This window comes from Cronobacter sakazakii, from assembly GCF_000982825.1.
GTDB classification, from domain to species: domain Bacteria; phylum Pseudomonadota; class Gammaproteobacteria; order Enterobacterales; family Enterobacteriaceae; genus Cronobacter; species Cronobacter sakazakii.
In genome coordinates, this window is sequence record NZ_CP011047.1 from 3,294,152 (window position 1) to 3,317,237 (window position 23,086).

The 23,086-nt window shown below is 56.8% G+C and carries 22 protein-coding genes; 5 read left to right on the forward strand and 17 right to left on the reverse strand.

Translation table 11 applies throughout. The annotated features are described in order from the left end of the window. Positions 1–18 precede the first annotated feature (18 nt). The 11 genes from CSK29544_RS15705 to CSK29544_RS15755 form a co-directional block, all read right to left on the reverse strand. Entirely contained in the window at positions 19–1,374 is a 1,356-nt protein-coding gene (locus CSK29544_RS15705; RefSeq protein WP_007888831.1) for an esterase-like activity of phytase family protein, read from the reverse strand. Positions 1,375–1,474: 100 nt separating this feature from the next. Beyond that, positions 1,475–2,329 (reverse strand): 4Fe-4S binding protein, encoded by an 855-nt coding sequence (locus CSK29544_RS15710; RefSeq protein ID WP_007888832.1) that lies wholly within the window; start codon positions 2,327–2,329, stop codon positions 1,475–1,477. Continuing rightward, on the reverse strand, positions 2,329–3,165 hold the full coding sequence (locus tag CSK29544_RS15715) for a dimethyl sulfoxide reductase anchor subunit family protein (protein WP_029039101.1): 837 nt from the start codon (positions 3,163–3,165) through the stop codon (positions 2,329–2,331). The genes CSK29544_RS15710 and CSK29544_RS15715 overlap by 1 nt, the downstream gene beginning before the upstream one ends. After that, positions 3,158–3,787, reverse strand: a complete 630-nt coding sequence (locus tag CSK29544_RS15720) for a DMSO/selenate family reductase complex B subunit (protein ID WP_007888834.1) — start codon at positions 3,785–3,787, stop codon at positions 3,158–3,160. Before CSK29544_RS15720 ends, CSK29544_RS15715 begins: the two co-directional genes overlap by 8 nt. Then, positions 3,774–6,158 carry a DMSO/selenate family reductase complex A subunit gene (locus tag CSK29544_RS15725; protein ID WP_029039100.1) on the reverse strand — a complete coding sequence of 795 codons (2,385 nt, stop codon included), beginning with the start codon at positions 6,156–6,158 and terminating at the stop codon, positions 3,774–3,776. The genes CSK29544_RS15720 and CSK29544_RS15725 overlap by 14 nt, the downstream gene beginning before the upstream one ends. Positions 6,159–6,330: 172 nt before the next feature. After that, positions 6,331–7,527, reverse strand: coding sequence for a c-type cytochrome (locus CSK29544_RS15730; protein WP_007888837.1), 1,197 nt, complete (start codon positions 7,525–7,527; stop codon positions 6,331–6,333). Continuing rightward, entirely contained in the window at positions 7,524–9,422 is a 1,899-nt protein-coding gene (locus tag CSK29544_RS15735) for an NAD(P)-binding protein (RefSeq protein ID WP_007888838.1), read from the reverse strand. The genes CSK29544_RS15730 and CSK29544_RS15735 overlap by 4 nt, the downstream gene beginning before the upstream one ends. Before the next feature lie 102 nt (positions 9,423–9,524). Further along, the gene (locus tag CSK29544_RS15740) at positions 9,525–9,725 is read right to left on the reverse strand and encodes a hypothetical protein (RefSeq protein WP_004388074.1); all 201 of its coding nucleotides are present in this window, start codon (positions 9,723–9,725) and stop codon (positions 9,525–9,527) included. Positions 9,726–9,780: 55 nt separating this feature from the next. Next, a complete protein-coding gene (locus CSK29544_RS15745) occupies positions 9,781–10,119 on the reverse strand; it encodes an FxLYD domain-containing protein (RefSeq protein WP_007888839.1) in 339 nt (112 codons plus the stop codon). 151 nt (positions 10,120–10,270) lie between these two features. Next, the gene (locus CSK29544_RS15750; protein ID WP_007888840.1) at positions 10,271–10,597 is read right to left on the reverse strand and encodes a GNAT family N-acetyltransferase; all 327 of its coding nucleotides are present in this window, start codon (positions 10,595–10,597) and stop codon (positions 10,271–10,273) included. Then, on the reverse strand, positions 10,594–11,049 hold the full coding sequence (locus tag CSK29544_RS15755; RefSeq protein WP_007888841.1) for a GNAT family N-acetyltransferase: 456 nt from the start codon (positions 11,047–11,049) through the stop codon (positions 10,594–10,596). Before CSK29544_RS15755 ends, CSK29544_RS15750 begins: the two co-directional genes overlap by 4 nt. Before the next feature lie 433 nt (positions 11,050–11,482). Here CSK29544_RS15755 and CSK29544_RS15760 point away from each other — a divergent pair, with 433 nt between their 5' ends. The 4 genes from CSK29544_RS15760 to CSK29544_RS15775 all read left to right on the forward strand — a co-directional run bounded on the left by CSK29544_RS15760 (position 11,483) and on the right by CSK29544_RS15775 (position 14,923). Further along, positions 11,483–12,661 (forward strand): acyltransferase family protein, encoded by a 1,179-nt coding sequence (locus CSK29544_RS15760; RefSeq protein WP_007888842.1) that lies wholly within the window; start codon positions 11,483–11,485, stop codon positions 12,659–12,661. A 492-nt stretch (positions 12,662–13,153) separates the two neighbouring features. Continuing rightward, positions 13,154–13,708, forward strand: a complete 555-nt coding sequence (locus tag CSK29544_RS15765; protein WP_050555647.1) for an acyltransferase family protein — start codon at positions 13,154–13,156, stop codon at positions 13,706–13,708. A gap of 28 nt (positions 13,709–13,736) precedes the next feature. Then, positions 13,737–14,434, forward strand: a protein-coding gene (locus CSK29544_RS15770; protein ID WP_095033700.1) for an IS1-like element IS1B family transposase whose coding sequence is annotated in 2 segments (ribosomal slippage) — positions 13,737–13,986 and positions 13,986–14,434 — 699 coding nt in all. Because the reading frame shifts where the segments join, the coding sequence is not laid out codon by codon here. A gap of 36 nt (positions 14,435–14,470) precedes the next feature. Further along, positions 14,471–14,923 carry an acyltransferase family protein gene (locus tag CSK29544_RS15775; RefSeq protein WP_046623063.1) on the forward strand — a complete coding sequence of 151 codons (453 nt, stop codon included), beginning with the start codon at positions 14,471–14,473 and terminating at the stop codon, positions 14,921–14,923. A 91-nt stretch (positions 14,924–15,014) separates the two neighbouring features. Here CSK29544_RS15775 and patD read toward each other — a convergent pair whose 3' ends face one another. Genes patD through ydcS form a run of 5 tightly spaced genes read right to left on the reverse strand, consistent with a single transcriptional unit; the run spans position 15,015 to position 20,371 of the window. Further along, positions 15,015–16,439, reverse strand: coding sequence for an aminobutyraldehyde dehydrogenase (gene patD / locus CSK29544_RS15780; protein WP_007893553.1), 1,425 nt, complete (start codon positions 16,437–16,439; stop codon positions 15,015–15,017). Between the two features lie 17 nt (positions 16,440–16,456). After that, the gene (locus CSK29544_RS15785) at positions 16,457–17,263 is read right to left on the reverse strand and encodes an ABC transporter permease (RefSeq protein WP_007893551.1); all 807 of its coding nucleotides are present in this window, start codon (positions 17,261–17,263) and stop codon (positions 16,457–16,459) included. Further along, positions 17,253–18,197 (reverse strand): ABC transporter permease, encoded by a 945-nt coding sequence (locus CSK29544_RS15790; RefSeq protein WP_029039732.1) that lies wholly within the window; start codon positions 18,195–18,197, stop codon positions 17,253–17,255. Before CSK29544_RS15790 ends, CSK29544_RS15785 begins: the two co-directional genes overlap by 11 nt. A 1-nt stretch (position 18,198) precedes the next feature. Then, a complete protein-coding gene (locus CSK29544_RS15795; protein WP_029039733.1) occupies positions 18,199–19,212 on the reverse strand; it encodes an ABC transporter ATP-binding protein in 1,014 nt (337 codons plus the stop codon). Between the two features lie 13 nt (positions 19,213–19,225). Continuing rightward, positions 19,226–20,371: a putative ABC transporter substrate-binding protein YdcS gene (gene ydcS, locus CSK29544_RS15800; RefSeq protein ID WP_007893545.1), complete on the reverse strand. Its 1,146-nt coding sequence runs from the start codon at positions 20,369–20,371 to the stop codon at positions 19,226–19,228. A gap of 441 nt (positions 20,372–20,812) precedes the next feature. On the opposite strand from ydcS, the gene CSK29544_RS15805 reads away from it, so the two are divergent. Continuing rightward, positions 20,813–21,510, forward strand: a protein-coding gene (locus CSK29544_RS15805; protein ID WP_095033700.1) for an IS1-like element IS1B family transposase whose coding sequence is annotated in 2 segments (ribosomal slippage) — positions 20,813–21,062 and positions 21,062–21,510 — 699 coding nt in all. Because the reading frame shifts where the segments join, the coding sequence is not laid out codon by codon here. Between the two features lie 26 nt (positions 21,511–21,536). Here CSK29544_RS15805 and CSK29544_RS15810 read toward each other — a convergent pair. After that, positions 21,537–22,958, reverse strand: a complete 1,422-nt coding sequence (locus CSK29544_RS15810; protein WP_029039407.1) for an aminotransferase-like domain-containing protein — start codon at positions 22,956–22,958, stop codon at positions 21,537–21,539. Between the last annotated feature and the right edge of the window lie 128 nt (positions 22,959–23,086).

The following is a 23,086-nucleotide window of genomic DNA, read 5'->3' on the forward strand; positions in this document are numbered from 1 at the left end:
TGCCCTTTTTTATTGCCTTTACAGCGGTTTATCGAGCTTTATCACCCACAGTTCATTCTGCGAGGCGGGTTTTCCCAGCGGCTTAATGCCGATTTTGCTGGCAACCGGCTTGCCGTCCAGCGTCAGATGCCCCTGCCCGTCGACGTTGTAGTCATCCATCTCTTTTTTATCGCCCTGCGGCTCCAGCAGCTCTGACTGTAAACCGAAGTCGTTATCATTGATGACCGCGAGGGTTTGCGGGTCGATAAGCGCCAGCCCTTCCGCTTTCTCCTGCTGCCAGCCCAGTTCCCGCAAATCCACCGCCAGCTGCTTTGTGGCGAGCTTCACGCCGCGCGCGTTGAGTTTTTCCGCATCGTCGAATTCCGGCGGCTCGGTCTTATCCAGCGTGCTCAGATCGGTGGCGTTACTGAGATCGACCACATAGACGCGGTTACGCATGGTTTTGTTCTTATCGCCACCCTGTTCGATAAGCAAAATGCGGTGGTCGTCCAGCGCCACGATATCGCCGATTTTGGCATCTTTGGCTTTTTTATAGACGTCGATGTCGATCGGATAACCGTACATCGCGGTTTTGCCGGTCGCCGGGTCAAAACTCACCAGCCGCGTAAAGCGCGCGGTGTTTTTGGTTTTGCCGTCGATATCCAGCGTGCTCTGCACCGCCGCGATAATGCGCCCGTCCGGCATCCGGGTCAGCCCTTCGAAGCCGCGGTTAGGCTGACGCCACTTAATGATATTCGGCAGACCGCCGGCCACGCCCTCTTCGCCCTTGCCCGCCTGCGGGCCATGTTTAGCAAGGATTGCGCCGCTGGCATCCACATGAATAATAAACGGGCCATATTCGTCACACAGCCAGTAGCCGCCCTTGCCGTCCGGCGTGATCCCTTCGGTATCCAGCCCGCGTTTATCACCGGTGAGCGTTTGCAGCGCGTCGTTAAGCGCCAGCTCGTTGGTGGCGCCGATGAGCCCGGCGGGCAGCGGCAGACCGCTGATATTGCCTTTATCGTCATGCAGCGGCATCGGATCGCTCGCCTGCGCCTGGTCTTTACTGACGCGAATGGTCATCATCAGCGGCGTGTACTCCGGGCTTGCGAAGATTTTCGACTCCTGCTTGCCCATTTTCGGCGAGTCGGCGTTGGGGCCGCGGTCGGTGACGGTCGCGAAAATCAGGTCATCGCCCTCTTTGCGTAAAAAAAGCAGGCCGGAGCCCACACCCACCGGCAGGCCGTCGGGAAATGCGCTGGCATAATTGCCGGAATAGACCACATGATCTTCCTGCGGAAACGTCACGATATAGCGTTCCACCTGCGGCGCGGCGGCAAGGGAACAGAGCGGGAAAAGCGCCGCGAAAGCGAGCGTAAGCGGTTTGAATTTCATGGTTCTCAGATCCAGAGTCGGGGTGACACTGTTATAAGACGCAGGCGTGACAGATTAATGACAGCGCCCTTTTCTCCTGTGGATTCAGCGAGTCACCGCGTTAACCGCTGCGCATGCTGAAGCCGTGACGCTGACAAACCGGGCACACTTTCTCGCCCGGATGCCAGGCGCGCCACGGCTCGCCGCAGAGCTCGCAGCGGGCGTGATGCAACGCCCGGCGAATCAACGGCCCGGCGTCGCCCTCCGTTATCGTTATAGCATCAACCGGGCACACCGCCGCGCAGTCGCCACAGCCATCGCAACGTCCTGTATTGAGCGTGAAATCCTGTTCACCAAAGCGAATCGCGCCGCTGGCGCATGCCCGGCCACAGGCACCGCATAACAGGCAGCGCGTGGTATCCAGCATGACGGCGTATGCGCATAAAAATGCCCCTGCCGCGTGCCGGGTGGCAACGTCGTGCGCTACGCGTGCGCGTTCACCGTCCGGGCGCAGCAGACGGCGCTTCGCCTCACCTGCCGCCGGTGAAACTGCAACACACTGCCAGCCCGGCTCGCCGCGCTTTTTCAGCCACAGGTTAAGTTCAGCCAGTGGCCGCAGCCAGAGCGGGTAACGCGTGAGATCCACCGCGACCGCGCGAATGCGGTAAAGCGTGTGCCAGAGCATCAACTCCTCTGCCGCGACAGGCTGGGTAAACGGCCCGAGCAGCACGCCCTCGCGGTGAATTCGCGCCAGCGGTACGAGATCCTCCAGCGCGTCCGCCGGGCAGACAAACAGGCAGATCCCGCAGCCGGTACAGCGCTCCGACGTGAGAATAACCTCATGATGGTGGATAGCCAGCGCGCCTGACGGGCAACGTGTCACGCAATAATCGCAGCGGCTGCGGGCCAGCCGTTTCCTGGCGCAGCGCGCGCCCACACAGGGCTGTGCGGGCGCGAAGGTGTCAAAGAGATCCATCAGCCATCAATGGAGAAAAACGCCAGACGCAGCAGCAGTTCGCCGATGAGTATCAGCGCGCTGCCGGTCATTTGCGACGAGCGCGAGCCATAAGGGCGCGTCAGCCCCGTCATCAGCAGCATCGCGCCCGCGGCTGAGCAGCACCAGCCGGTAAGACGCAGCCCGGCGCAGGCGTTGAAGGCCGACAGCGGTTGCAGCGGAAACGTCACCGGTACGATAGCCTGCGCTAAAAAGTGATAGTACGCAGGCTGAATGAGAAGCCGGATCAATACTACCGCCAGCGCCAGCAGCGAGAGACGCCGGCTGGCGGCGAGCTCTGCCTGCGCGTTGAAGGCCGGACGCAACGCGAGGCGCAGTTGTAACAACGACGCGCCGATGAGCACGACTGAACCCAGGAACATGGCCCAGGTGTTGACGTGCTGCCAGGTGACGACAGACGCGTGGCAGTAAATGGACGCCATGGCCACCATATCCGCAAGCCCCGCCAGCACCGTCAGCCACAGCAGCGGCCACGGCACGGTGCGTTTCATTATCAGCAGCAAAATACTGATAGCCAGCAGCGCCATAAACACGCCCGCGAGCGCAATCTCCCGGCTGAGCCAGGAGCTGGAGAGATGGCGCAGCGCATTAAAGGCGTTGAGCGGATAACCCAGATGCAGCGTAGAGGCGAGCAAACCGATCGCCGCCGCAACGCCCACACAAACCAGCGCAGGCAGCGTCGCGAGCGTGTGTCGCCCCGCGCGCGGCATCTGCCCGGCGGTGAAGCAGAGCATCAGCGTAAAGCCCACTGCGCCCTGCATGAACAGCGTAAAAATCACTAACGGAAACTCATGCATCGTGCTGTTCCTCCTGCTGCGCGCCCTGATGCGACTTAATGACCAGATTGGGTCTGGTGACAGATGACGGCGGCAGCCCTTTTACGTCACAGAGCGCGCCGAAGCGTTCGCGCAGCGCGCTAATCGGGCCGAACTGAATCGCCCCGAGCGGGCACGTGGCGACGCACATCGGCGGCTCGCCCTGCGCCAGGCGATCGACGCAGAAATCGCATTTCGACATCTGCCCGGTCTGCGTATTACGCTGCGGCGCGCCGTAAGGGCACGACCAGGCGCAGTAACCGCAGCCGACGCATTTGTCGGTGTTTACACGCACGATGCCGTCGCCGTCGCGCTTGTGCATGGCGGTCGTCGGACAGTTGCGCGTGCAGATGGGATCGGCGCAGTGGTTGCACGAAATCGATAAGGTATAAGCGAAGACGTTTTGCATTAGTCCGCCTGCGCCGGTCGGCGTGAAGCCGCCGCCGTGAACTTCATAGACGCGCCGAAAGCGCCGCCCCGGTTCGAGATTATTTTTGTCTTTGCACGCCACCTGGCACGCTTTACAGCCGGAGCAGCGCGACGAATCGATAAAAAAGCCCAGCTGCTCGCCGCTGACCGGGGGATAATCCTTAAACTGGCTCATGTCTGGTTACCTCAACGAGCAGGGTTTGATGGGCGTTGCCTTTGGCAAGCGGAGTGATGCGCGCGCTGGTGAGCACATTCGGACAGCCGCCGTTATCGACGCCTTCCGCGTCCGGCTGCCACCAGGCGCCTGCCTGCATCGCCACCACGCCGGGAATAATGCGCGGCGTCACGTCGGCGGGAATGCGTACCACGCCACGATCGTTATAAATCCGCACCAGATCGCCCTGCTGAATGCCGCGCGCGTCGGCGTCCTGCGGGTTGATCCAGAGCTGCTGGCGCTGTACCTCCTGAAGCCACGGATTGGCGTATTGCGTCGAATTGGCGCGGTTTTTCCCCTTCCACGTGATGAGCTGTAGCGGGTATTTGTCGCGCAGCGCGTCTTGTGGCCCTTCTTTCGCGGGCACATAGTGCGACAGCGCCGGGATCTCCGGGTGGTTCATCTCCCACAGCCGTTTTGAGAAGATTTCGATTTTGCCGGAGGGCGTCGGGAACGGATGGTTATCGGGGTCAAGAATGTTCTCTTCAAACGCGACATACGGCGGCGATTTCAGGTAGACGTGCGGTTTTTTGCAAAGCCCGGCAAAATCCGGCAGGTCGTGATCCGCCAGCGCCTCGCGGGTTTTCTCCCAGATATGTTCCACCCACTGTTTTTCACTGCGCCCTTCGCTAAAACGCGCCTCGATGCCGAGCTTGCGCGCGACCTCGCGCAGCCAGTCGTAGTCCGAGCGGCGCTCAAACTCCGGCTCCACCAGCTTTTGCGACAGCAGCAGATAGTTGCCAGTGCCCCAGGTTTCGCCGATGTTCCAGCGCTCCATAAAGCTGGTTTCTGGCAGCAGCAGATCGGCGTAGCGGGCACTTGGAGTGAGGAAGAGATCGCTTACCACGATAAACTCAACCTTGCTTTCATCTTCCAGCACTTTCACAGTCTGGTTGATGTCCGGGTTCTGGTTCGCCAGATAATTGCCCGCGAGATTAAAGATGAATTTGATGTTGCTGGTGAGCGTTTCAGCGCCTTTTAAGCCGTTTGCCGGCGTGACTTTCGCCGCGTCGTCACAGGCCTGCACCCAGTTCATGATGGAGATTTTTTCCGCCACCGGGTTCGGCACGCTGTAGGGATCGGCACAGAACAATCGGTTGCCGATGCCGCCGTAGCCGGCGGCCCAGCCGCCCTTCACGCCGACATTGCCGGTGATGGTGGCAAGCAGCGTGGAGCCGCGCGCGGTGCGCTCGCCGCAGATATGGCGCTGCGGTCCCCAGCCCTGGATCAGCGCCGCCGGTCTGGTGGTGGCGTAGTCGCGGGCAAGCTGGCGGATGGTTTGCGCGGGTACATGGGTGATGCGCTCCGCCCACTCCGGCGTTTTTTTCACGCCATCTTTTTCTCCAGAGAGATACGCCATCAGCGATTCGCCCGCCGGTACGCCTTCCGGCATCGTATTTTCATCAAAACCAATGGCGTGACGCACGATAAACGCGCTGTCGTGCAGGTTCTCGCTGATGATGACGTACATCATCGCGTCCATCAGCGCGTTATCGGTGGTGGGCAGCAGCGGCACCCACTGATCGGCGAGCGACGCCACGGTGTCGGAGTAGCGCGGATCGACCACGATAAACCGCGTACCGTTGCGCTTCATCTGCTGAAAGTAGTGGTTAGTGTGACCAAAAACGGTTTCGTTCGGGTTATGGCCCCAGAGGATCACAAGCTTTGTGTCTTTGAGCGTATCGAGCGTGCTGCCGCTGGCGGCGGTGCCATAGGTATAGGGCGTGGCTGCGGCGGTGTTTCCCATACTCACTGAGTGATAGGACTCCAGATAACCGCCGGTCAGGTTCAGTAAACGCCGCGCCATTTTATCGCCGGAGAACGCGCCGCCGGAGACCGCCGTGTCGGTGTGCATAAAGCGCGATGCCGGGCCATATTTCGCGGTAATACGCCGCAGGTTATCGGCGATAAGGGTGGTCGCCTCATCCCAGCTGATGCGCTCGAACTTCCCTTCGCCGCGCTTGCCGACGCGCTTCATCGGGTATTTCAGCCGGTCCGGGTGGTAGACAAACTGACGATACCCGCGCCCGCGCACGCAGGCGCGCATCAGCGGCATATCAGGATCCACCTCGTTATCCGGGCAGGTGGAGATACGCGTCACTACGCCTTCTTTAACGTGCGCGCGGATATCGCATTTGCCGCCGCAGTCAAAGGTGCTGCACGTCGGCACGATGTTTTCAGCGGCCTCTGCCTCTGCTACAGGCGCATCAGCGTTAGCCTTGCCGGCCTTCACAAAAAGCGGCGCGGCCGCCAGCGCCGAGGTGGCGCGCAGAAAGTCGCGGCGCGACAGCCCGCCCTCGTCTGGCCCATCCTTTTGGGTTAGTGGTTTCATTCTGTTCCCTCATCAAAAGGGCGTATTCTGCAAAGCCCCGAAACGGGAAAGCTTGATGGTTATCAATGGGAAAAAATTGAATGTCGCGTAGCGGAAAGTTTCAGAAAAACGGGCGGGAAGAAAGACGAAAAGGAGAAAAATGGCGCCGCCTGAGCCAGCGGCGCCGTGTGACTTACTCGTTGTGCTGTTGCTCGCGGGCCTCTTTCACCTGCGCGGGCGAGACGGGTGCGGCATGGTTGCCGAAACTGCCGCGAATGTAGTTGGTGACATCCGCCGCGTCCTGATCGCTGAGCGCCCAGCCGTAACCCGGCATACTGTACGGCAGATGATTTTGCGTCACCGCCGTTTTACCGCCCTCCAGCACCACGCGCAGTAGCGTCAGCGGGTTCCCGGCGTTCACGGTGAGATTGTCCTTCAGCGCCGGAATCGCGTACTCCGCGCCCTCGCCGTTGCTGGCGTGACAGGTGGCGCAGTAGCGGGCATAGAGCTGATGACCGTTCTCCATTTCCGCTTTCGCCACCTTCGGCGCGTCGCCTTTCACCGGCTCGCTGCCCGGCAGGCTTAACAGATAATTCGCGATGGCGCGGTTATCGTCATCCGTCAGGTACTGCGTGCTGTTGGTGACGACCTCATCCATAGGCCCGCTCAGCGCCGCGTGCTTGCTGCGCCCGTCGCGCAGCAGCACGGCGAGATCCTCTTCGGACATTTTCAGCCCGCGCAGCGACGGCGCGTACCAGCCGTTAAGTTCCTCGCCCGCGAGGAACTGCTCATCACGCTCGTCGAAAGCTTTCTCCTGCATCCCCACGCCGCGCGGCGTATGGCATGCGCCGCAGTGGCCCGGCCCCTGCACCAGATACGCGCCGCGGTTCCAGGCCGCGCTTTTATCCGCGCGCGGCGTAAACGGTTTATCGTCCACAAACAGGCTATTCCAGATGCCAAGCGGCCAGCGTATCGAGAGCGGCCACGGAATGTCGCTCTCGCGGTTGGCTGTGGCCTGCGGTTTGACCTCTTTCATCAGATAGTCATAGAGCGCGCGCAGGTCGTCATCGCTCATTTTCGCATAGGACGGATACGGCATCGCCGGGTAGAGATGATGGCCATCTTTCGCGATACCTTCGCGCATGGCGCGAGCGAACTCGTCGTAGCTGTAGCTGCCGATTCCGTGGGTTTTATCCGGCGTGATGTTGGTGGAGTAAATATCGCCAAGCGGTGTGGCGAATTTCAGCCCGCCCGCGAGCGGCGCGCCGTCCGCGGCCGTATGGCAGGCCATGCAGTCGCCCGCGCGCGCCACATATTCGCCGCGTGACATCGCCTGCGCGCCCGCGTGCGCCGCCCACAGGCTTAACGCCAGTAACGTGATACGTTTCATGCGCCCTCCTTCGCCATCTCGTGCAGCTCTTTCACCGCGCGGTAGCCCTGATCGATGGCCGAGTTGGCATACGGGCTCCAGTCGGCGTCTGAGTTGGCGATGGTGATGCGCCCGACCGGCTGGCGGGCTTTTTCGATGATTTTCTGCGAGCCCTCTTCGTCGTCAAACAGGCCGCTGAAGAAATAGGAGTAGCCGTGGGACCAGCGGTTAACCGTGATCGCCGCGATATCCCGCTCGTGATCGAACCCGGCCGCGCCAAACATGCCCTGGAGCTGGTCGCGGATCATCTTCTCATGCACCTCGAACGGCGTACCGAGCAGAAACGCGCGCCCTTTGCGGAACTGCTCGCGGGCGCTGAGCCCGCTGCCGGGAAACGTCGGCACATAAACCATGTGCAGACCGATGGGCGCGTTCGGATCGCGTGGGTGCTGGTAGCCGCCCATATCCACCGGGTAGTCGAGCTTGACCCGGCTGTAGGGTGCTGCGGGCGAGTAGATCTCATGTACGCCGAGCTTCATAAACGGCTGCCAGTTGCGAATAACCACTTTGCTGTAGACCAGCGGCGCTTTGACGTTCTGCTTCAGCGCCTCCTGCTGGTCATGCGGAATTTCCGGCACCAGATACGGGATCATCATGTTGTAGCCCGCCATTACGGTCTGCCCGGCTTTTACCTTGTGCAGTTTCCCGTCGCGCAGGTACGTCACTTCTACACCGCCCGCCACATTGGCGGCATGTACGCCAGTGCTGTTGAGGCGCAGACGCACCGGATGCTCGGGTTTATCCAGCTGGCTGTAGTCGAAGGTCGCCAGCACGATATCATCCATGCTGTTGCCCGGCGCCACGGCCGGAATAAGATGCCGCACCATCAGGCGCGCCAGCCCGGCGTTGCCGTCCGGGAAATGATAAATGTACGGCTCTTCGAGATCCGCCAGCGATTCAGCGTCAAGCGGCGGCAGATCCATGCCATCAAGCCCCGGCAGCGCGCAGTTACGCGCATCGCTCGCCGACGTGCCGTCGATGCCAATCGCCTGAAAATCGTTGGTGCGCTGCTGGAAATAGCGGATGGCGCTGTCACTGAGCCCCACCTTGTCGCGCAGGAACTGGCTGTAGCTGTGGGAATCGAGCCACGCGACTTTTTCCTCAACACGCATCCCGGCGAGATAATCTTTTTTCTCAGTGTGCAGCGCGATGAGCGCGTCGCGGTCCGCCTGCGGCAGCGGGAAATCGTTAATAAAGGCGCGAATGTCGCGGGCGTTCATGCGATCGGGCGGAATATCGTCCGCCACCGCGCGCCCCGGATCGCCGCTCACGATTTTATCGACGCCAAAGTTGGTTTTATCGAAATAGACGCCGCGGCTTAAGTTGAGATCCGGGTAGAAGGTTTGATCGAAGCTTTTCGCCATACGCTCAATGCTGACGTTCAGCGTTTTCAGCAGCCCCATCGCGGTTTCGCTGAAGTTATTCGCAGGCGACTGGAAAGATTCGCTGCCGCCGTAGCCGAGCACGGTATTCCCGTCGACGTGAAATTCGTTGCGCTTGGCATGTCCGCCGAAGTCGTCATGGTTATCGAGCAGCAGAATGCGCTGCTGCTTGCCGCGCAGCTCCTGCCAGAAACAGGCGGCGGCAAGGCCACTAATGCCCGCGCCGACAATCACCAGATCGTACTCCTCCTCCACCGGGACGCTGGCCGGGTCGAAGTGCTTACCATCACGCCCCAGCGCGTGCGCCTGTTCGAACGAGCCCGGATGGTTACCGCGAAGCCCCGTAAGGGTCGGCGGATAATAGAGCGACTGCGCTGCCGTCTGTGGCGAGGCGCGCAGAATTTGCCACGGCGTCATTCCGGCGGCCACGGTGATGGCGACGCCATTAAGAAAATCACGTCGGGTGATTGCCATAGAACTTCCTTAAAGGACAAAAATTATTGTTTTCAGTTTGTTATATAATGGTACAGAATTTTTGCCTGCCAGACACCCCGGCAGGCGTGGATTGCGGAAGGTTTATGCAGAAAGTTTGCCGGTTTGCGCGACTTCATCGAGCCGCTGCTGCATCTCTTTCAGGTTATCAAGCAGATTGGTATCTGCCTCGGTCGCCGTTTCGCCTTTGCCGGTAATGACAAAGTGGTAATTTTCCTCGCGACAGGTGGCGGTATATTCATACGCCCCGCCCGGCTGCTGTTTTTTGTCGATAGACAGTGACATACATCCTCCTTTCAGTCGTTATCTCTTAAAAGGTAGAGTATTTTCGCGCACTGCGTCAGGGGATCGCCGAAAGCTCAGCCAGCCGAAAGTGATCGGGTTTGAATATGCGCGTGCGGCATGGCGCTTCAAAATGCCAGGTATCATCCGGCGCGAGGTTGAAGGTGATGGCGGTGGTATAACCCACCACCATGCCGTTGCGCAGGAGATTAAAGGCCACGTAAACCTGCCGTAAGGAACGGTCGGTAAGGTTTTTGACCATCCCTTCAAGGCGCAGTTTCCCCGCCTCGGTTTTTACAAAATGGACATCAGTGAGCGCCACCGTCGCGATATCCGCCCGCGCGCACTGGATAAACAGCGCGCACGCGAGCGCAAACAGGGTTAACAGTCGTTTCATGGGTTCTCTGGGTTATGCGGGTGTAATGCTTGTTCAGAATGTTAACCGATTCATAACGTCGATTTAACCAACAAAACCGCTAAAGGGTAAAGGGATGTGAATGTTAAGAGGTAGCGGAATTGGTGTTTATACCGGGCGCTTCACAAACCGCTTACGGACTTCGCGATAACCCTGCGCGCGCCTCGTCGTGAGCGGCTTCAGGCAGCCTCGCGCCAGTTCCCGCGCCGCGTAATGTTTCATCAACTATCAGCGCGGAAATGAGCCCACATTTTCCGGTTTCATGCAGCGGCTGAATAACGTGCAGCACTATTGCGCCACAAGGCTTCCCGGCGGTCTCGGCCACCAGCACACGTGAACCATTAGCCTCGCTGTGCGCAAGCATTGCGGTCACATCTGACAAGGCAATCATATAGCCGAGCTGTTCAAACAGCCGGCAAAGCGCGGGCACATCGTCAATGGTTGCATGGCGAATTATCACTGCTCGCCTCCTTCGCGCCCGGCAGCAGCCAGCGATTTACACAGATATTTCGGCGATTCGGTGTAGCCCTGACGGTAATAGAAGCGGTGCGCGTCGCTGCGACGGCTGTGGCAGTGAACCTCAATGCGATCGCAACCACGCGTGCGGGCGAGCGCCTCGCCTTCGCTTTCCAGCAGCCTGCCGATCCCTTTGCTGCGGGCGTTGCTGCTCACGCAGAAATAGCTGATACGGCAGAAATCCCCTTTAAGCGCCAGCTGGGGAATAAAATGCAGTGACAGAACGCCCAGCAGCACGCCATCCTCTTCCGCCACCAGCACTCTTTCATCCGGGTGCGCCAGCAGCTCAGCGAGGCGTTGGTCGATAAAGTGCGCCGTATCCAGGTAATCCAGTTCGGTTAATAAAGCGCTGATGGCCGTTGCATCAGCAGGCGTCGCGGTTCGGGTCGTTATCATCGTTATCTGTCTCTTTACGCTGGCAAGGTACGAGTGGTGATGGAGTGACATTAGCCTGTGCCGCGATAAGTGGCTGTGTCAACTGCGGTTTCTGGGGGGAGAGATATTAAACCTATCTTGCAACATACGAATCGCTACGTTGGGATATAGAGGACGGTTTTTGTGAATTTTATCTTGTGCGTAACCTTTAAGGCGTGTTAAACAAAGCGCCGAAAAAGGGCTATTTAACAACGGTATTCTGGACTTTACAGTATTTGAATTTTGGTAGGTTGTTCTGAGGCTCATAGTTTTACCCTGATTAGACTTTACACACTACATATCATAAAAAGGCAATGAAATTGATGTATTAACTTTCCAAAAAAACTATAAATATCAATAATTTATTGAAATTCAAATCTTCATTATTGATGACAATGGTTGTCATGGAGAAACAATGAGTTCTATGAACAAGATATCCTCAGTTGAGGGCATTCGTGGGCTAGCATGCCTGATGGTGTTAATATCCCATTTAACGCTTATATTTTTTCCTTATCTTCACGGACAGCAAGATCATCTGATCAAAACGCATTTAGACAAAGTAATATTCCAGTTACCGTTTGGATTTTTATATTCAGGTTCTACTGCGGTATACATATTTTTTGCATTAAGCGGATTTATCCTGACTTATGCTTGTGCAAACAAGGGAAACGAATTAATAAATGCGGGGAAAATGTTTTCTGCGAGATTTTTCAGGCTCGCTATACCGGCTTCGATTTCTATTGTACTGAGCGCGCTGGTATTAAAACTGCTCCCAAATAATGCAAATGGTCTCGATTGGATATCCGGATGGGGTAACTCACTTGATTTAAGCTTTTCAGCCATACTCTATAATGCATTTTTTTCTTCAATTCTGTTGGGGGACGCCACGTATAACTGGGTAGTATGGACGATGAAGATTGAGCTCTATGGTTCATTTCTTATATTTTTCTCAGTCCCTGTCATAAACCAGCTTCGCTTCAGGCCCTTGATTTATGTAATCATGGCTCTCCTTTTCTGCTGTAACTTACCTGAAAAGCATGGTTTTGGATATGCTGCTTTTTTCCTGGGGGCGAGTATTTACTATACTCCACCAATTAAAAGTAAAATACTAATCTCTTTTTTATTATTGTTAGGTTTATACCTTACAGGATATCACTATAAACAAGATATTTATTCATTCTTATCACATATTGAAACGCATGAGATGAGAAGCATGGGAGTGGATGGCTCGTTCTTCTACTCTATGATTGGAGGTTGTCTCATTGTTCTGATAGGGATAAAGTCAAACATTCTCTCTAAATTAACGGATAATATAATATCGGTCTGGCTGGGAAAGGTTTCCTTTTCCGCTTACCTTGTGCAAATGCCAATATTTTATCTAATCACCCCATTTTCATTCAGGTTAAGAGAGATTGGCCTTGGATACATTTCATCTTCTGTTTTTACATCGGTATTATGCTTAATAGCTATATATGGAGTTGCTATTTTTTACCAAAAATATATCGACTCCATGAGTATAAAGTTCTCAAGAAACTGGACAACTATCTTCGGATCCAGAGCCATTTCCTTCTCTGAGATTTCCCTGAAAAAATAAAGCATGGAGAGAGCTCCTTTTTATAAGGTAACAGAATAATTATCCAGAACGAAACATAACCGTTACTACGATTGATCGGTCTATAGGTTAACAATATCATTACTGACCATATAGCATCTTGTTTTACCTGTTGATCGATATTATCGTATGACAATAATCCAGAGCTTTTTTGTGAACGATTTGTCACCGGGGCTGATATTTCTTAGCTATTAGCCTCTTCACCAAACTCAGTGATTTTTCGTTGAGCGAATTTTACTTCAGAACTGCGTTGATGTGGTAGAAAACCATGCTTCAGACAATAAATCAAGCAATTAAAACAATGAATTAAAGGGTACCAGTTATTTTGCGCTACTTTCTTATCCAGTTCCGTCCCCTTGGTGAAATCGTGTTCAACATTGCCTCCATAGCAACTTAAGATGATGATGACGCCGATTTTTTGTTAATCAGGATTTTGATAAGATGTGGTAAAAATCTAAAACATGGACTACTTACATGAAAAATGAACTGCATACCCTCCAGATTGTAAGAGGTGTTGCTGCAATGATGGTTGTGACCAATCATCTTCTGGGCGGAGCCTTCCCCACTCTGTGGGGAAGTTTTTTTAGATCAAATGGAGGTTTCGGTGTTGATATATTCTTCGTTCTGAGCGGTTTTCTGATGGTTTACACTCAGCATGAAGGCAAAGGACCATGGTTATTCTTAAAAGGAAGAATCGTAAGAATTTATCCTTTATACATCCTTCTTTCCACTCCTCTTATATTGATGTATGTGCCAATAAATAATTACTTTACCCTGTTCGGGAATTTTCTTCTCTTACCCGGATTCAATATGCCAAATTACCATCTTGCAAACCACCCGTCATGGACACTGGTTTATGAGATGGTTTTTTATGTTTTATTTAGCATCTCACTTCTTGTGAGTAGAAAGAAGACCTGCTCAGCCATTATAGTTGTTTTGTTTATAATTGCAGTGCTGGTTATAACAAGGATAATAGGGCAGCAACCAAGGGTGGGAAGCGTAGGTGATGCTGCCAACTTACTGATTTAGTGTATGATGGTGTTTTTGAGGTGCTCCAGTGGCTTCTGTTTCTATCAGCTGTCCCTCCTGTTCAGCTACTGACGGGGTGGTGCGTAACGGCAAAAGCACCGCCGGACATCAGCGCTATCTCTGCTCTCACTGCCGTAAAACATGGCAACTGCAGTTCACTTACACCGCTTCTCAACCCGGTACGCACCAGAAAATCATTGATATGGCCATGAATGGCGTTGGATGCCGGGCAACCGCCCGCATTATGGGCGTTGGCCTCAACACGATTTTCCGCCATTTAAAAAACTCAGGCCGCAGTCGGTAACCTCGCGCATACAGCCGGGCAGTGACGTCATCGTCTGCGCGGAAATGGACGAACAGTGGGGATACGTCGGGGCTAAATCGCGCCAGCGCTGGCTGTTTTACGCGTATGACAGGCTCCGGAAGACGGTTGTTGCGCACGTATTCGGTGAACGCACTATGGCGACGCTGGGGCGTCTTATGAGCCTGCTGTCACCCTTTGACGTGGTGATATGGATGACGGATGGCTGGCCGCTGTATGAATCCCGCCTGAAGGGAAAGCTGCACGTAATCAGCAAGCGATATACGCAGCGAATTGAGCGGCATAACCTGAATCTGAGGCAGCACCTGGCACGGCTGGGACGGAAGTCGCTGTCGTTCTCAAAATCGGTGGAGCTGCATGACAAAGTCATCGGGCATTATCTGAACATAAAACACTATCAATAAGTTGGAGTCATTACCGGAAGCGTAAATGCCGGCTACATGCTTGGTGACAAGTTGATGTTAAATTTTGCGGCTGGATGTATTTTGGCATTGATGCATAACAGGTTAAAAAATGTTAACTTGATACCTTTCTGGTTTTTTTCGCTTATCGTAATATCGATATTTATCGTAGTTTTCAACTTTATAAAAGCAGAAAGGATATTTTTGTTCGGTGTTCCAGCAATGCTTATTATTGCTGTCGCATCAGTTACACAAAACTCTGATAGCTTTATATTCAAGCTTCTTCACAAAATAGGTGATGCTTCATATATCATCTATCTTTTTCATATCTACTTTGCCCTTGCATTACAGCAAAGCGTGAGAGCTAATTACGGAAATATTGAAGCTGTACAGTTAATAGCCATTACCTGTGTTGTTCTTGCTATTGTATCCGGTGTTTTTTTAAATAAAACACTCGAAAAACCGATATTACAGTATTATAAAAATAAATAGCCATACTGAACCAGAACTTGGGCATAAATACCCCACTAATTCCCAAGGGCAAAGTGGCTGATACCTGAAATATCAGCCACTTCACTACTTCCTAGTGTTTTATCATTACATGCCGCACGACGGTGTAATCCTCAAGCCCGTACATCGACATATCCTTTCCGTAGCCGGAGAGTTTCTGGCCGCCGTGGGGCATTTCGCTCACCAGCATGAAGTGCGTATTCACCCAGGTGCAGCCATATTGCAGGCGGGCGCTGAGGCGGTGCGCGCGGCCCACGTCGCGGGTCCATACGGATGACGCCAGGCCATATTGCGAATCGTTGGCGTAGGTCAGCGCCTGGGCTTCATCCTCAAACGGCGTCACGCTGATAACCGGGCCAAACACCTCGCGCTGCACGATAGCGTCCTCCTGCTTCGCGCCGGCGAGAACGGTCGGCTGAAAGTAATAGCCCGGCCCGTCGATTTTCGCGCCGCCAGTCACCACGCGAATATGCGGCAGCGCTTTCGCCGCCTCCACCGCCTGGCTCACGCGCTCCAGGTGCGCTTGTGAACTGAGCGGCCCGAGTTCGGTGGTTTCATCCTCCGGCGCGCCTGTTTTCAGGCTGCCGACTGCGGTGCCGAGTTTTTCAACGAGCGTGTCGTACATCCCTTTTTGGGCGTAGATGCGGCACGCCGCCGTACAGTCCTGGCCCGCGTTATAGAACCCAAAGGTGCGGATGCCTTCGACGACGGCGTCGAGATCGGCGTCGTCAAACACCAGCACCGGCGCTTTGCCGCCAAGCTCCATATGGGTGCGCTTGATGGACGACGCGGTGCGGCTGATGATGTGCTCGCCGGTGGCGATAGAGCCGGTGAGCGACACCATGCGCACTTTCTCATGGCTGGTGAGCGGGTCGCCCACCGTCTGGCCACGGCCAAACAGCACATTAAGCACACCCGCCGGGAAGATATCTTTGGCAAGCTCCGCGAGCTTAAGCGCGGTCAGCGGCGTAATTTCAGAGGGCTTAAGCACCACGCAGTTGCCCGCCGCCAGCGCGGGGGCCAGCTTCCAGGCGGCCATCATCAGCGGGTAGTTCCACGGCGCGATGGACGCGACCACGCCCACCGGGTCACGGCGGATCATCGAGGTGTGATCCGCCAGGTATTCCCCGGCGGCAAGCCCGTTTAAGCAGCGCGCGGCGCCGGCAAAGAAGCGGAACACATCCGCCACCGCCGGGATTTCGTCACCCGCCACGCAGTGCAGCGGCTTGCCGCAGTTTTTAGATTCAAGCTGCGCAAAGGTCTGCGCGTTGGCCTCAATCACATCTGCAAGCTTGAGCAGCGCCTCGGCGCGCTCTTTAGGCGTGGTGAGACGCCACTGTTCAAACGCCGCGTCGGCACTCTTCACCGCCGCATCCACCTGTTCCGGGCTGGCTTCGGCAATCTCCAGCAGCACCTCGCCCGTCGCGGGGTTATAGACTGGCAGGCGCTCGCCCTTGCCTTCCACCAGCGCGCCGTTAATCAGTAATTGACTCTGCATAGCGTGTTCCTTTGAGGTTATTTGCCGCTACCGGCGACAGTTTCATCATCGCGCGTCAGCCACCATGCGCCCAGAATGGGGATCATGGTGAGGAGCATGACGCACAGCGCCACCACGTTGGTCACCGGCACGTCGCGCGGACGGCCAAGCTGGTTCAGCAGCCACAGCGGCAGCGTGCGCTCGTGGCCTGCGGTAAACGTGGTGACAATAATTTCATCAAACGAGAGCGCGAAGGCGAGCATGCCGCCCGCCAGCAGCGCGGTGCCAAGGTTCGGCATCACGATATAGCGAAAGGTCTGCCAGCCATCGGCACCGAGATCCATCGACGCCTCAATCTGGCTGTATGCGGTGCGCCGAAGTCTCGCAATCACATTATTAAAGACCACCACCACGCAAAAGGTGGCGTGGCCCACTACCATCGTGAGAAAGCCCGGTTCGATGTCGAGCTGTTTAAAGGCGGTGAGCAGCGCGATACCGGTGATAATCCCCGGCAGCGCGATGGGCAGCAGCAACAGCAGCGACACCGCGCTTTTGCCGAAAAACTCGCGTCGCCAGAGCGCGGCGGCGGCCAGCGTGCCAAGCACGAGCGCCAGCACTGTTGCAAGCGTCGCCACTTTAAGTGACAACGTCACGGATTCGAGAATATCCGCACGCTGCGCCGCCACCTCAAACCAGCGCAGCGTGAAGCCCTGCGGCGGAAAGCTGAAGGCGGATTCTTCAGTGTTAAACGCGTAAAGCGCGATAATCGCCAGCGGGAAGTGCAGGAAAATCACCCCACCCCAGGCGGCGATTTTGAGCGGCCACGGCGCGCGGTCAGAGTGCATCGAACGCTCCCAGGCGCTTCACGAACGCCAGATAAACGGCAATCAGAACAATCGGCACCAGCGTAAACGCCGCCGCCATCGGCATATTGCCAATCGCCCCCTGCTGGGAATAGACCATATTGCCGATGAAAAAGCCCGGCGGGCCGACGAGCTGCGGCACGATGAAATCGCCGAGCGTTAATGAAAACGTGAAAATCGAACCGGCGGCAATGCCCGGCACCGCCAGCGGCAGCACCACGTGGCGAAACGTCTGAGAAGGTTTCGCGCCGAGATCGGCGGACGCCTGCAACAGCGACGGCGGCAGACGCTCCAGCGCCGCCTGCACCGGCAGGATCATAAACGGCAGCCAGATATAGACGAAGACCAGAAACCGCCCGAGCCCCGAGGTAGAGAGCGTGTTGCCGCCAATGCCCGGCAGCGTCAGCAGCGCGTTAAGCGCCCCTTCCAGCTCCAGATGTTGCAGGAACCACTGCGCCACGCCGTCGCGCGCCAGCAGAAGCGTCCAGGCGTAGGCTTTCACGATATAGCTCACCCACATCGGCAGCATGACGGCGATATAGAAAAACGCCTTCAGCGAGCCGCGCGTGTAGCGCGCCATATACCACGCCATCGGAAACGCGAGAATGGCGCAGGCGATGGAAACAGCAACCGCCATCACCAGCGTGCGCACAATGATGTCGTAATTGGCGGGATTAAACAGCGCGCTCAGGTTGGCGAGCGTGAAATCCGGCGTCACCGACATCGTAAAGTCATCGAAGGTATAAAACCCCTGCCAGAGCAGCGTCAGCAGCGAGCCGAGATAGATAATGCCGAACCACATCAGCGGCGGCAGCAACAGCAAAAACAGCCAGAGCGTCGGACGCCGCCACAGCAGCGCCGCCGCGCGTCGCAACGGGCCGCTGGCGCGTGAGGGAGGTGAAAGCGTCATGTCCATCTCACCCCTCTCCCTGCAGCCGAATCATGGCGGCGCGCGCCCAGGAGGCGGTGACCGCCTGCCCCGCGCGCGGCAGCGACGCATCGGCCACTGGCGACGGGTTCGCCTGGCTTACCAGCAGCTTTTCGCCGCCCTCAAGCGCCAGCTCCACGCGCGTGGCCGCGCCCTGAAACTGCACCGTCTGCACCGTGCCGCGCACCTGGATGTCGCCAGGCTCGTTAAGCCGGATATGCTCAGGACGCAGCGAAAAGGTGCCCGGCTCGCCGCCGAGGTGTCGCATCATGGATTCGCTCAGCACATTGGCGGTGCCGACAAAGCCCGCGACAAACGGCGTGCGCGGGCGCATGTAGAGTTCGCGCGGCGCGTCAATCTGCTCAATACGCCCGTTGTTAAACACCGCCACCCGGTCGGACATCGACAGCGCTTCGCCCTGATCGTGCGTAACGAACACAAACGTAATGCCGAGCGAGCGTTGCAGATTTTTCAGCTCCACCTGCATCTGTTCGCGCAGTTTGAGATCGAGCGCGCCGAGCGGTTCGTCGAGCAGCAGCACGCGCGGCTGGTTGACCAGCGCGCGGGCGATGGCGACGCGCTGGCGCTGCCCGCCGGAGAGCTGCGAGGGCTTGCGCGCATGGGTAAAGCCGAGCGCCACCCGCTCCAGCGCCTCGCGTGCGCGGGCCAGCCGCGTTTTTTTATCGACGCCTTTGACCATCAGCCCGTAGGCGACATTCTCCAGCACCGACATATGCGGAAACAGCGCGTAATCCTGAAACACCGTGTTAACGTCGCGCTCCCACGGCGGCAGCTCGCTGGCTTCTCGCCCGAACAGGCGAATCGCGCCGTCGCTCAGTTGCTCAAAGCCCGCAATCATCCGCAGGCAGGTGGTTTTGCCGGAGCCGGACGGCCCCAGCATCGAGAAAAACTCCCCGTCTTCAATCGTCATGCTGACGTTATCAACCGCGCGCACGTCGCTGTAGCGCCTGGAAACCTGCTGAAACTCCACTGCGTAAGCCATACGTCCCCCGCGCTTAGCGCCCGCCCATGATGGCGATGTAATCCTGCGTCCAGCGGCTGTAGGGCACATATTTCCCGCCCTGCGACACCGGGGTTTTCCAGAAAGCGATTTTGTCGAAGAAGGTAAAGCCGTTGGTTTCGCAGCCTTTCTCGCCAAGCAGCGTGCTGGCCTTACAGCCTTCCGGCACCGCCGGGAGCGAGCCGAACCAGGCGGCAACATCGCCCTGCACTTTCGGCGTCAGCGACCAGTTCATCCATTGATAGGCGCAGTTAGGGTGTTTCGCGTCGGCGTGCAGCATGGTGGTATCGGCCCAGCCGGTCACGCCCTCTTTCGGGAAAACGGTGGCGATGGGCTGGCCTTCGTTTTTCAGCGCGTTCGCCTGGTATGGCCAGGCGCTGGCGGCCACGACGCCCTCGTTTTTGAAATCGCTCATCTGCACCGTGGTGTCGTGCCAGTAACGATGGATCAGCTGATGCTGATCGCGCAGCACTTTCAGTACCGCGCCATACTGCGCCTCGGTCAGCTGATAAGGATCGGTGATGCTGAGCTCAGGCTGAGTGGCTTTAACGTAGAGCGCCGCATCGGCGATATAAATCGGCCCGTCGTAGGCCTGCACGCGGCCCTGATTCGATTTGCCATCCGCCAGCGTTTGTTTCACAAACAGCACCGCCCAGCTGTCCGGCGGCGTCGGGAACGCTTTGGTGTTATACATCAGCAGGTTTGGCCCCCACTGGTACGGCGTGCCGTAGACTTTACCGTCGAGGTTGAACCATTCGCCTTTGACGAGGCGCGGGTCGACATTTTTCCAGTTCGGGATGAGCGCAGTGTTAATCGGCTGTACGCGTTTGCCCATGATGAGGCGCAGCGAGGCGTCGCCGGAGGCCGTGACCAAATCGTAACCGCCTTTCGCCATCAGACTGACCATTTCATCGGACGTGGCGGCGGTTTTGACATTCACCGCGCAGCCGGTCGATTTTTCAAACTCCGTCACCCAGTCATAAGCTTTGTCGGTCTGGCCGCGTTCGATATAGCCCGGCCACGCGATGATATCGAGGCGGCCTTCCCCCTGGCCGAGTTGGGAAGGCGGCTCGGCGGCGCTGGCGATACTGGTCGTCAGGCACAGCGCGGCGGCCGCGCTAAGCGCGAAGGATTTGGTCATGGTCGTTGCTCCTGTCTGAATGATGAGTCGGCCGCCGTGCCGTAAAAATATCTCCCAAAATAACCATATACAGGCACAGATAAACGCGCCTGCGGGCGCTGGCGGAATTTATTCAGGTTGTGACAAACCGCGCACTCTTTATTGTTTCAGCGCTGTCGTTGCATAAATCAGGTGGTGGTTTTTCACAGTGTAGACAGGCGCTTAGCGATGTGAAGCCTTTTCCGTTAACTATTATGATTTCATATGCCCGAGCGGAAAGACGATTAACAGAAATAATCGCTGTGGAATAAGCCTGAATCAGGCATGGTTTTTTATTTCGGCAATAACCTTTTCTTTATTTGAGAATATAAACGCGCATTACCGAAAGGTTATTTCGCGCGTTTATCGGTGATGCTGCCAACTTACTGATTTAGTGTATGATGGTGTTTTTGAGGTGCTCCAGTGGCTTCTGTTTCTATCAGCTGTCCCTCCTGTTCAGCTACTGACGGGGTGGTGCGTAACGGCAAAAGCACCGCCGGACATCAGCGCTATCTCTGCTCTCACTGCCGTAAAACATGGCAACTGCAGTTCACTTACACCGCTTCTCAACCCGGTACGCACCAGAAAATCATTGATATGGCCATGAATGGCGTTGGATGCCGGGCAACCGCCCGCATTATGGGCGTTGGCCTCAACACGATTTTCCGCCATTTAAAAAACTCAGGCCGCAGTCGGTAACCTCGCGCATACAGCCGGGCAGTGACGTCATCGTCTGCGCGGAAATGGACGAACAGTGGGGATACGTCGGGGCTAAATCGCGCCAGCGCTGGCTGTTTTACGCGTATGACAGGCTCCGGAAGACGGTTGTTGCGCACGTATTCGGTGAACGCACTATGGCGACGCTGGGGCGTCTTATGAGCCTGCTGTCACCCTTTGACGTGGTGATATGGATGACGGATGGCTGGCCGCTGTATGAATCCCGCCTGAAGGGAAAGCTGCACGTAATCAGCAAGCGATATACGCAGCGAATTGAGCGGCATAACCTGAATCTGAGGCAGCACCTGGCACGGCTGGGACGGAAGTCGCTGTCGTTCTCAAAATCGGTGGAGCTGCATGACAAAGTCATCGGGCATTATCTGAACATAAAACACTATCAATAAGTTGGAGTCATTACCCGTTTATCGCTTCATTGCGGCGCTTTCGCCATTGCTTCGCGGATGAGCCGCGCGAGCGTCTTCACCGCCTGCTCTTCGCGCTCGCCCCACGCCCAGGAGGCGTTGAAGCGAAAATAGTTATGCCAGCGCGCGCTGGTGGTGAACATTTTGCCGGGCGCAATGCTTATCTGGTGCGCCAGCGCCTGCTCGTGAAGCCTTCCTGCATCAAGCGCCGCGGGCAATTCTACCCAGAGGAAATAGCCGCTCTCGCTGCGGTGAATTTTAACCGCCTGCGGAAAGTGGCGGCGCAGCGACTGCCACGCCGCCTGTTTACGCTCCGCCAGCACGCGGCGCAGACGCCGCAGGTGGGTGTCGTAGCGCCGCGTGGCGAGATAATCCACCAGCGCCATCTGCATCGGCGAGCTGGTAGAGAGCGTGCTCATCAACTGAAGCTGCTGGATGCGCTGCGCATGGCGCCCCGCCGCCACCCAGCCGATGCGAAACCCGGCCACCAGACATTTGGAAAATGACGAACAGTGCAGCGTCAGCCCCTGGTCATCCCAGGCTTTCACCGGCAACGGTTTCTCGCGCCCGTAGTAAAGCTCGCTGTAGACATCATCTTCAATCAGCACCACGTTGTAGCGCGAAAGCAGCGCCATCAGCTGCTGCTTTTTCTGCGCGCTCAGCGTAAAGCCGAGCGGGTTCTGGGCGTTGCTCATCAGCCAGCAGGCTTTCACCGGGTACTCCTGCAGCGCCTTTTCGAGCGCCGCGAGATCGATGCCGTTGACCGCGTCGGTCGCCACAGAGAGCGCCTTCAGCCGTAAACGCTCCAGCGCCTGAAGCGCGCCGTAAAAACAGGGGTTTTCGACAATCACCCAGTCGCCGGGCTCGGTCACCGCCTGGAGGCTCAGATTTAAGGCTTCGAGCGCCCCTGCGGTAATGACAATTTCATCGGGCGAGACGTTCATGCCTTGCATCGCGTATCGCCGGGCGATAGCGTGGCGCAGCGCCTCGTTGCCCGGCGGCAGGTTCTCAATCACGCTCATGGCGTTGGCCGAGCGGCTGACGCTTGAGAGCGAGCGGTTAAGCTGCGCCAGTGGAAAGAGGCGCGGATCGGGAAACGCCGAGCCGAACGGCACCACGGCGGCGTCGGTGCTCGCCTGGAGCACGTCAAAAATATAGGTGTTGATGTCGACCTGCTCGTCGCGGGTCACCTGTTCGAGCGCCTGCGGCGCGCGGGGCGTGGGTTTCGGGGCGACGTAGTAACCGGACTGCGGGCGCGCCACGATGATCCCCTGACTTTCCAGCGTCTGATAGGCGTGGCTCACGGTCATAAAGCTCATGCCGCTGCTGACCACCTGCTCGCGCAGGGACGGCAGCCGGTCGCCAGGGTGCCACACCCCGAGGGCAATCTGATCGGTTATCTGCTGAGCCAGCCGCTGGTATTTTTTCATCGCACCTCGCGGCATCCGGCCGCATTCACAAGGGGTTAACGCAGAGCGCGTATCATCGTGCCGTCTGGTTAGATCAGGCAAGCAAAATCGCAACTTTTTATTTAACTGTTATAGTCAAATAACGTTTT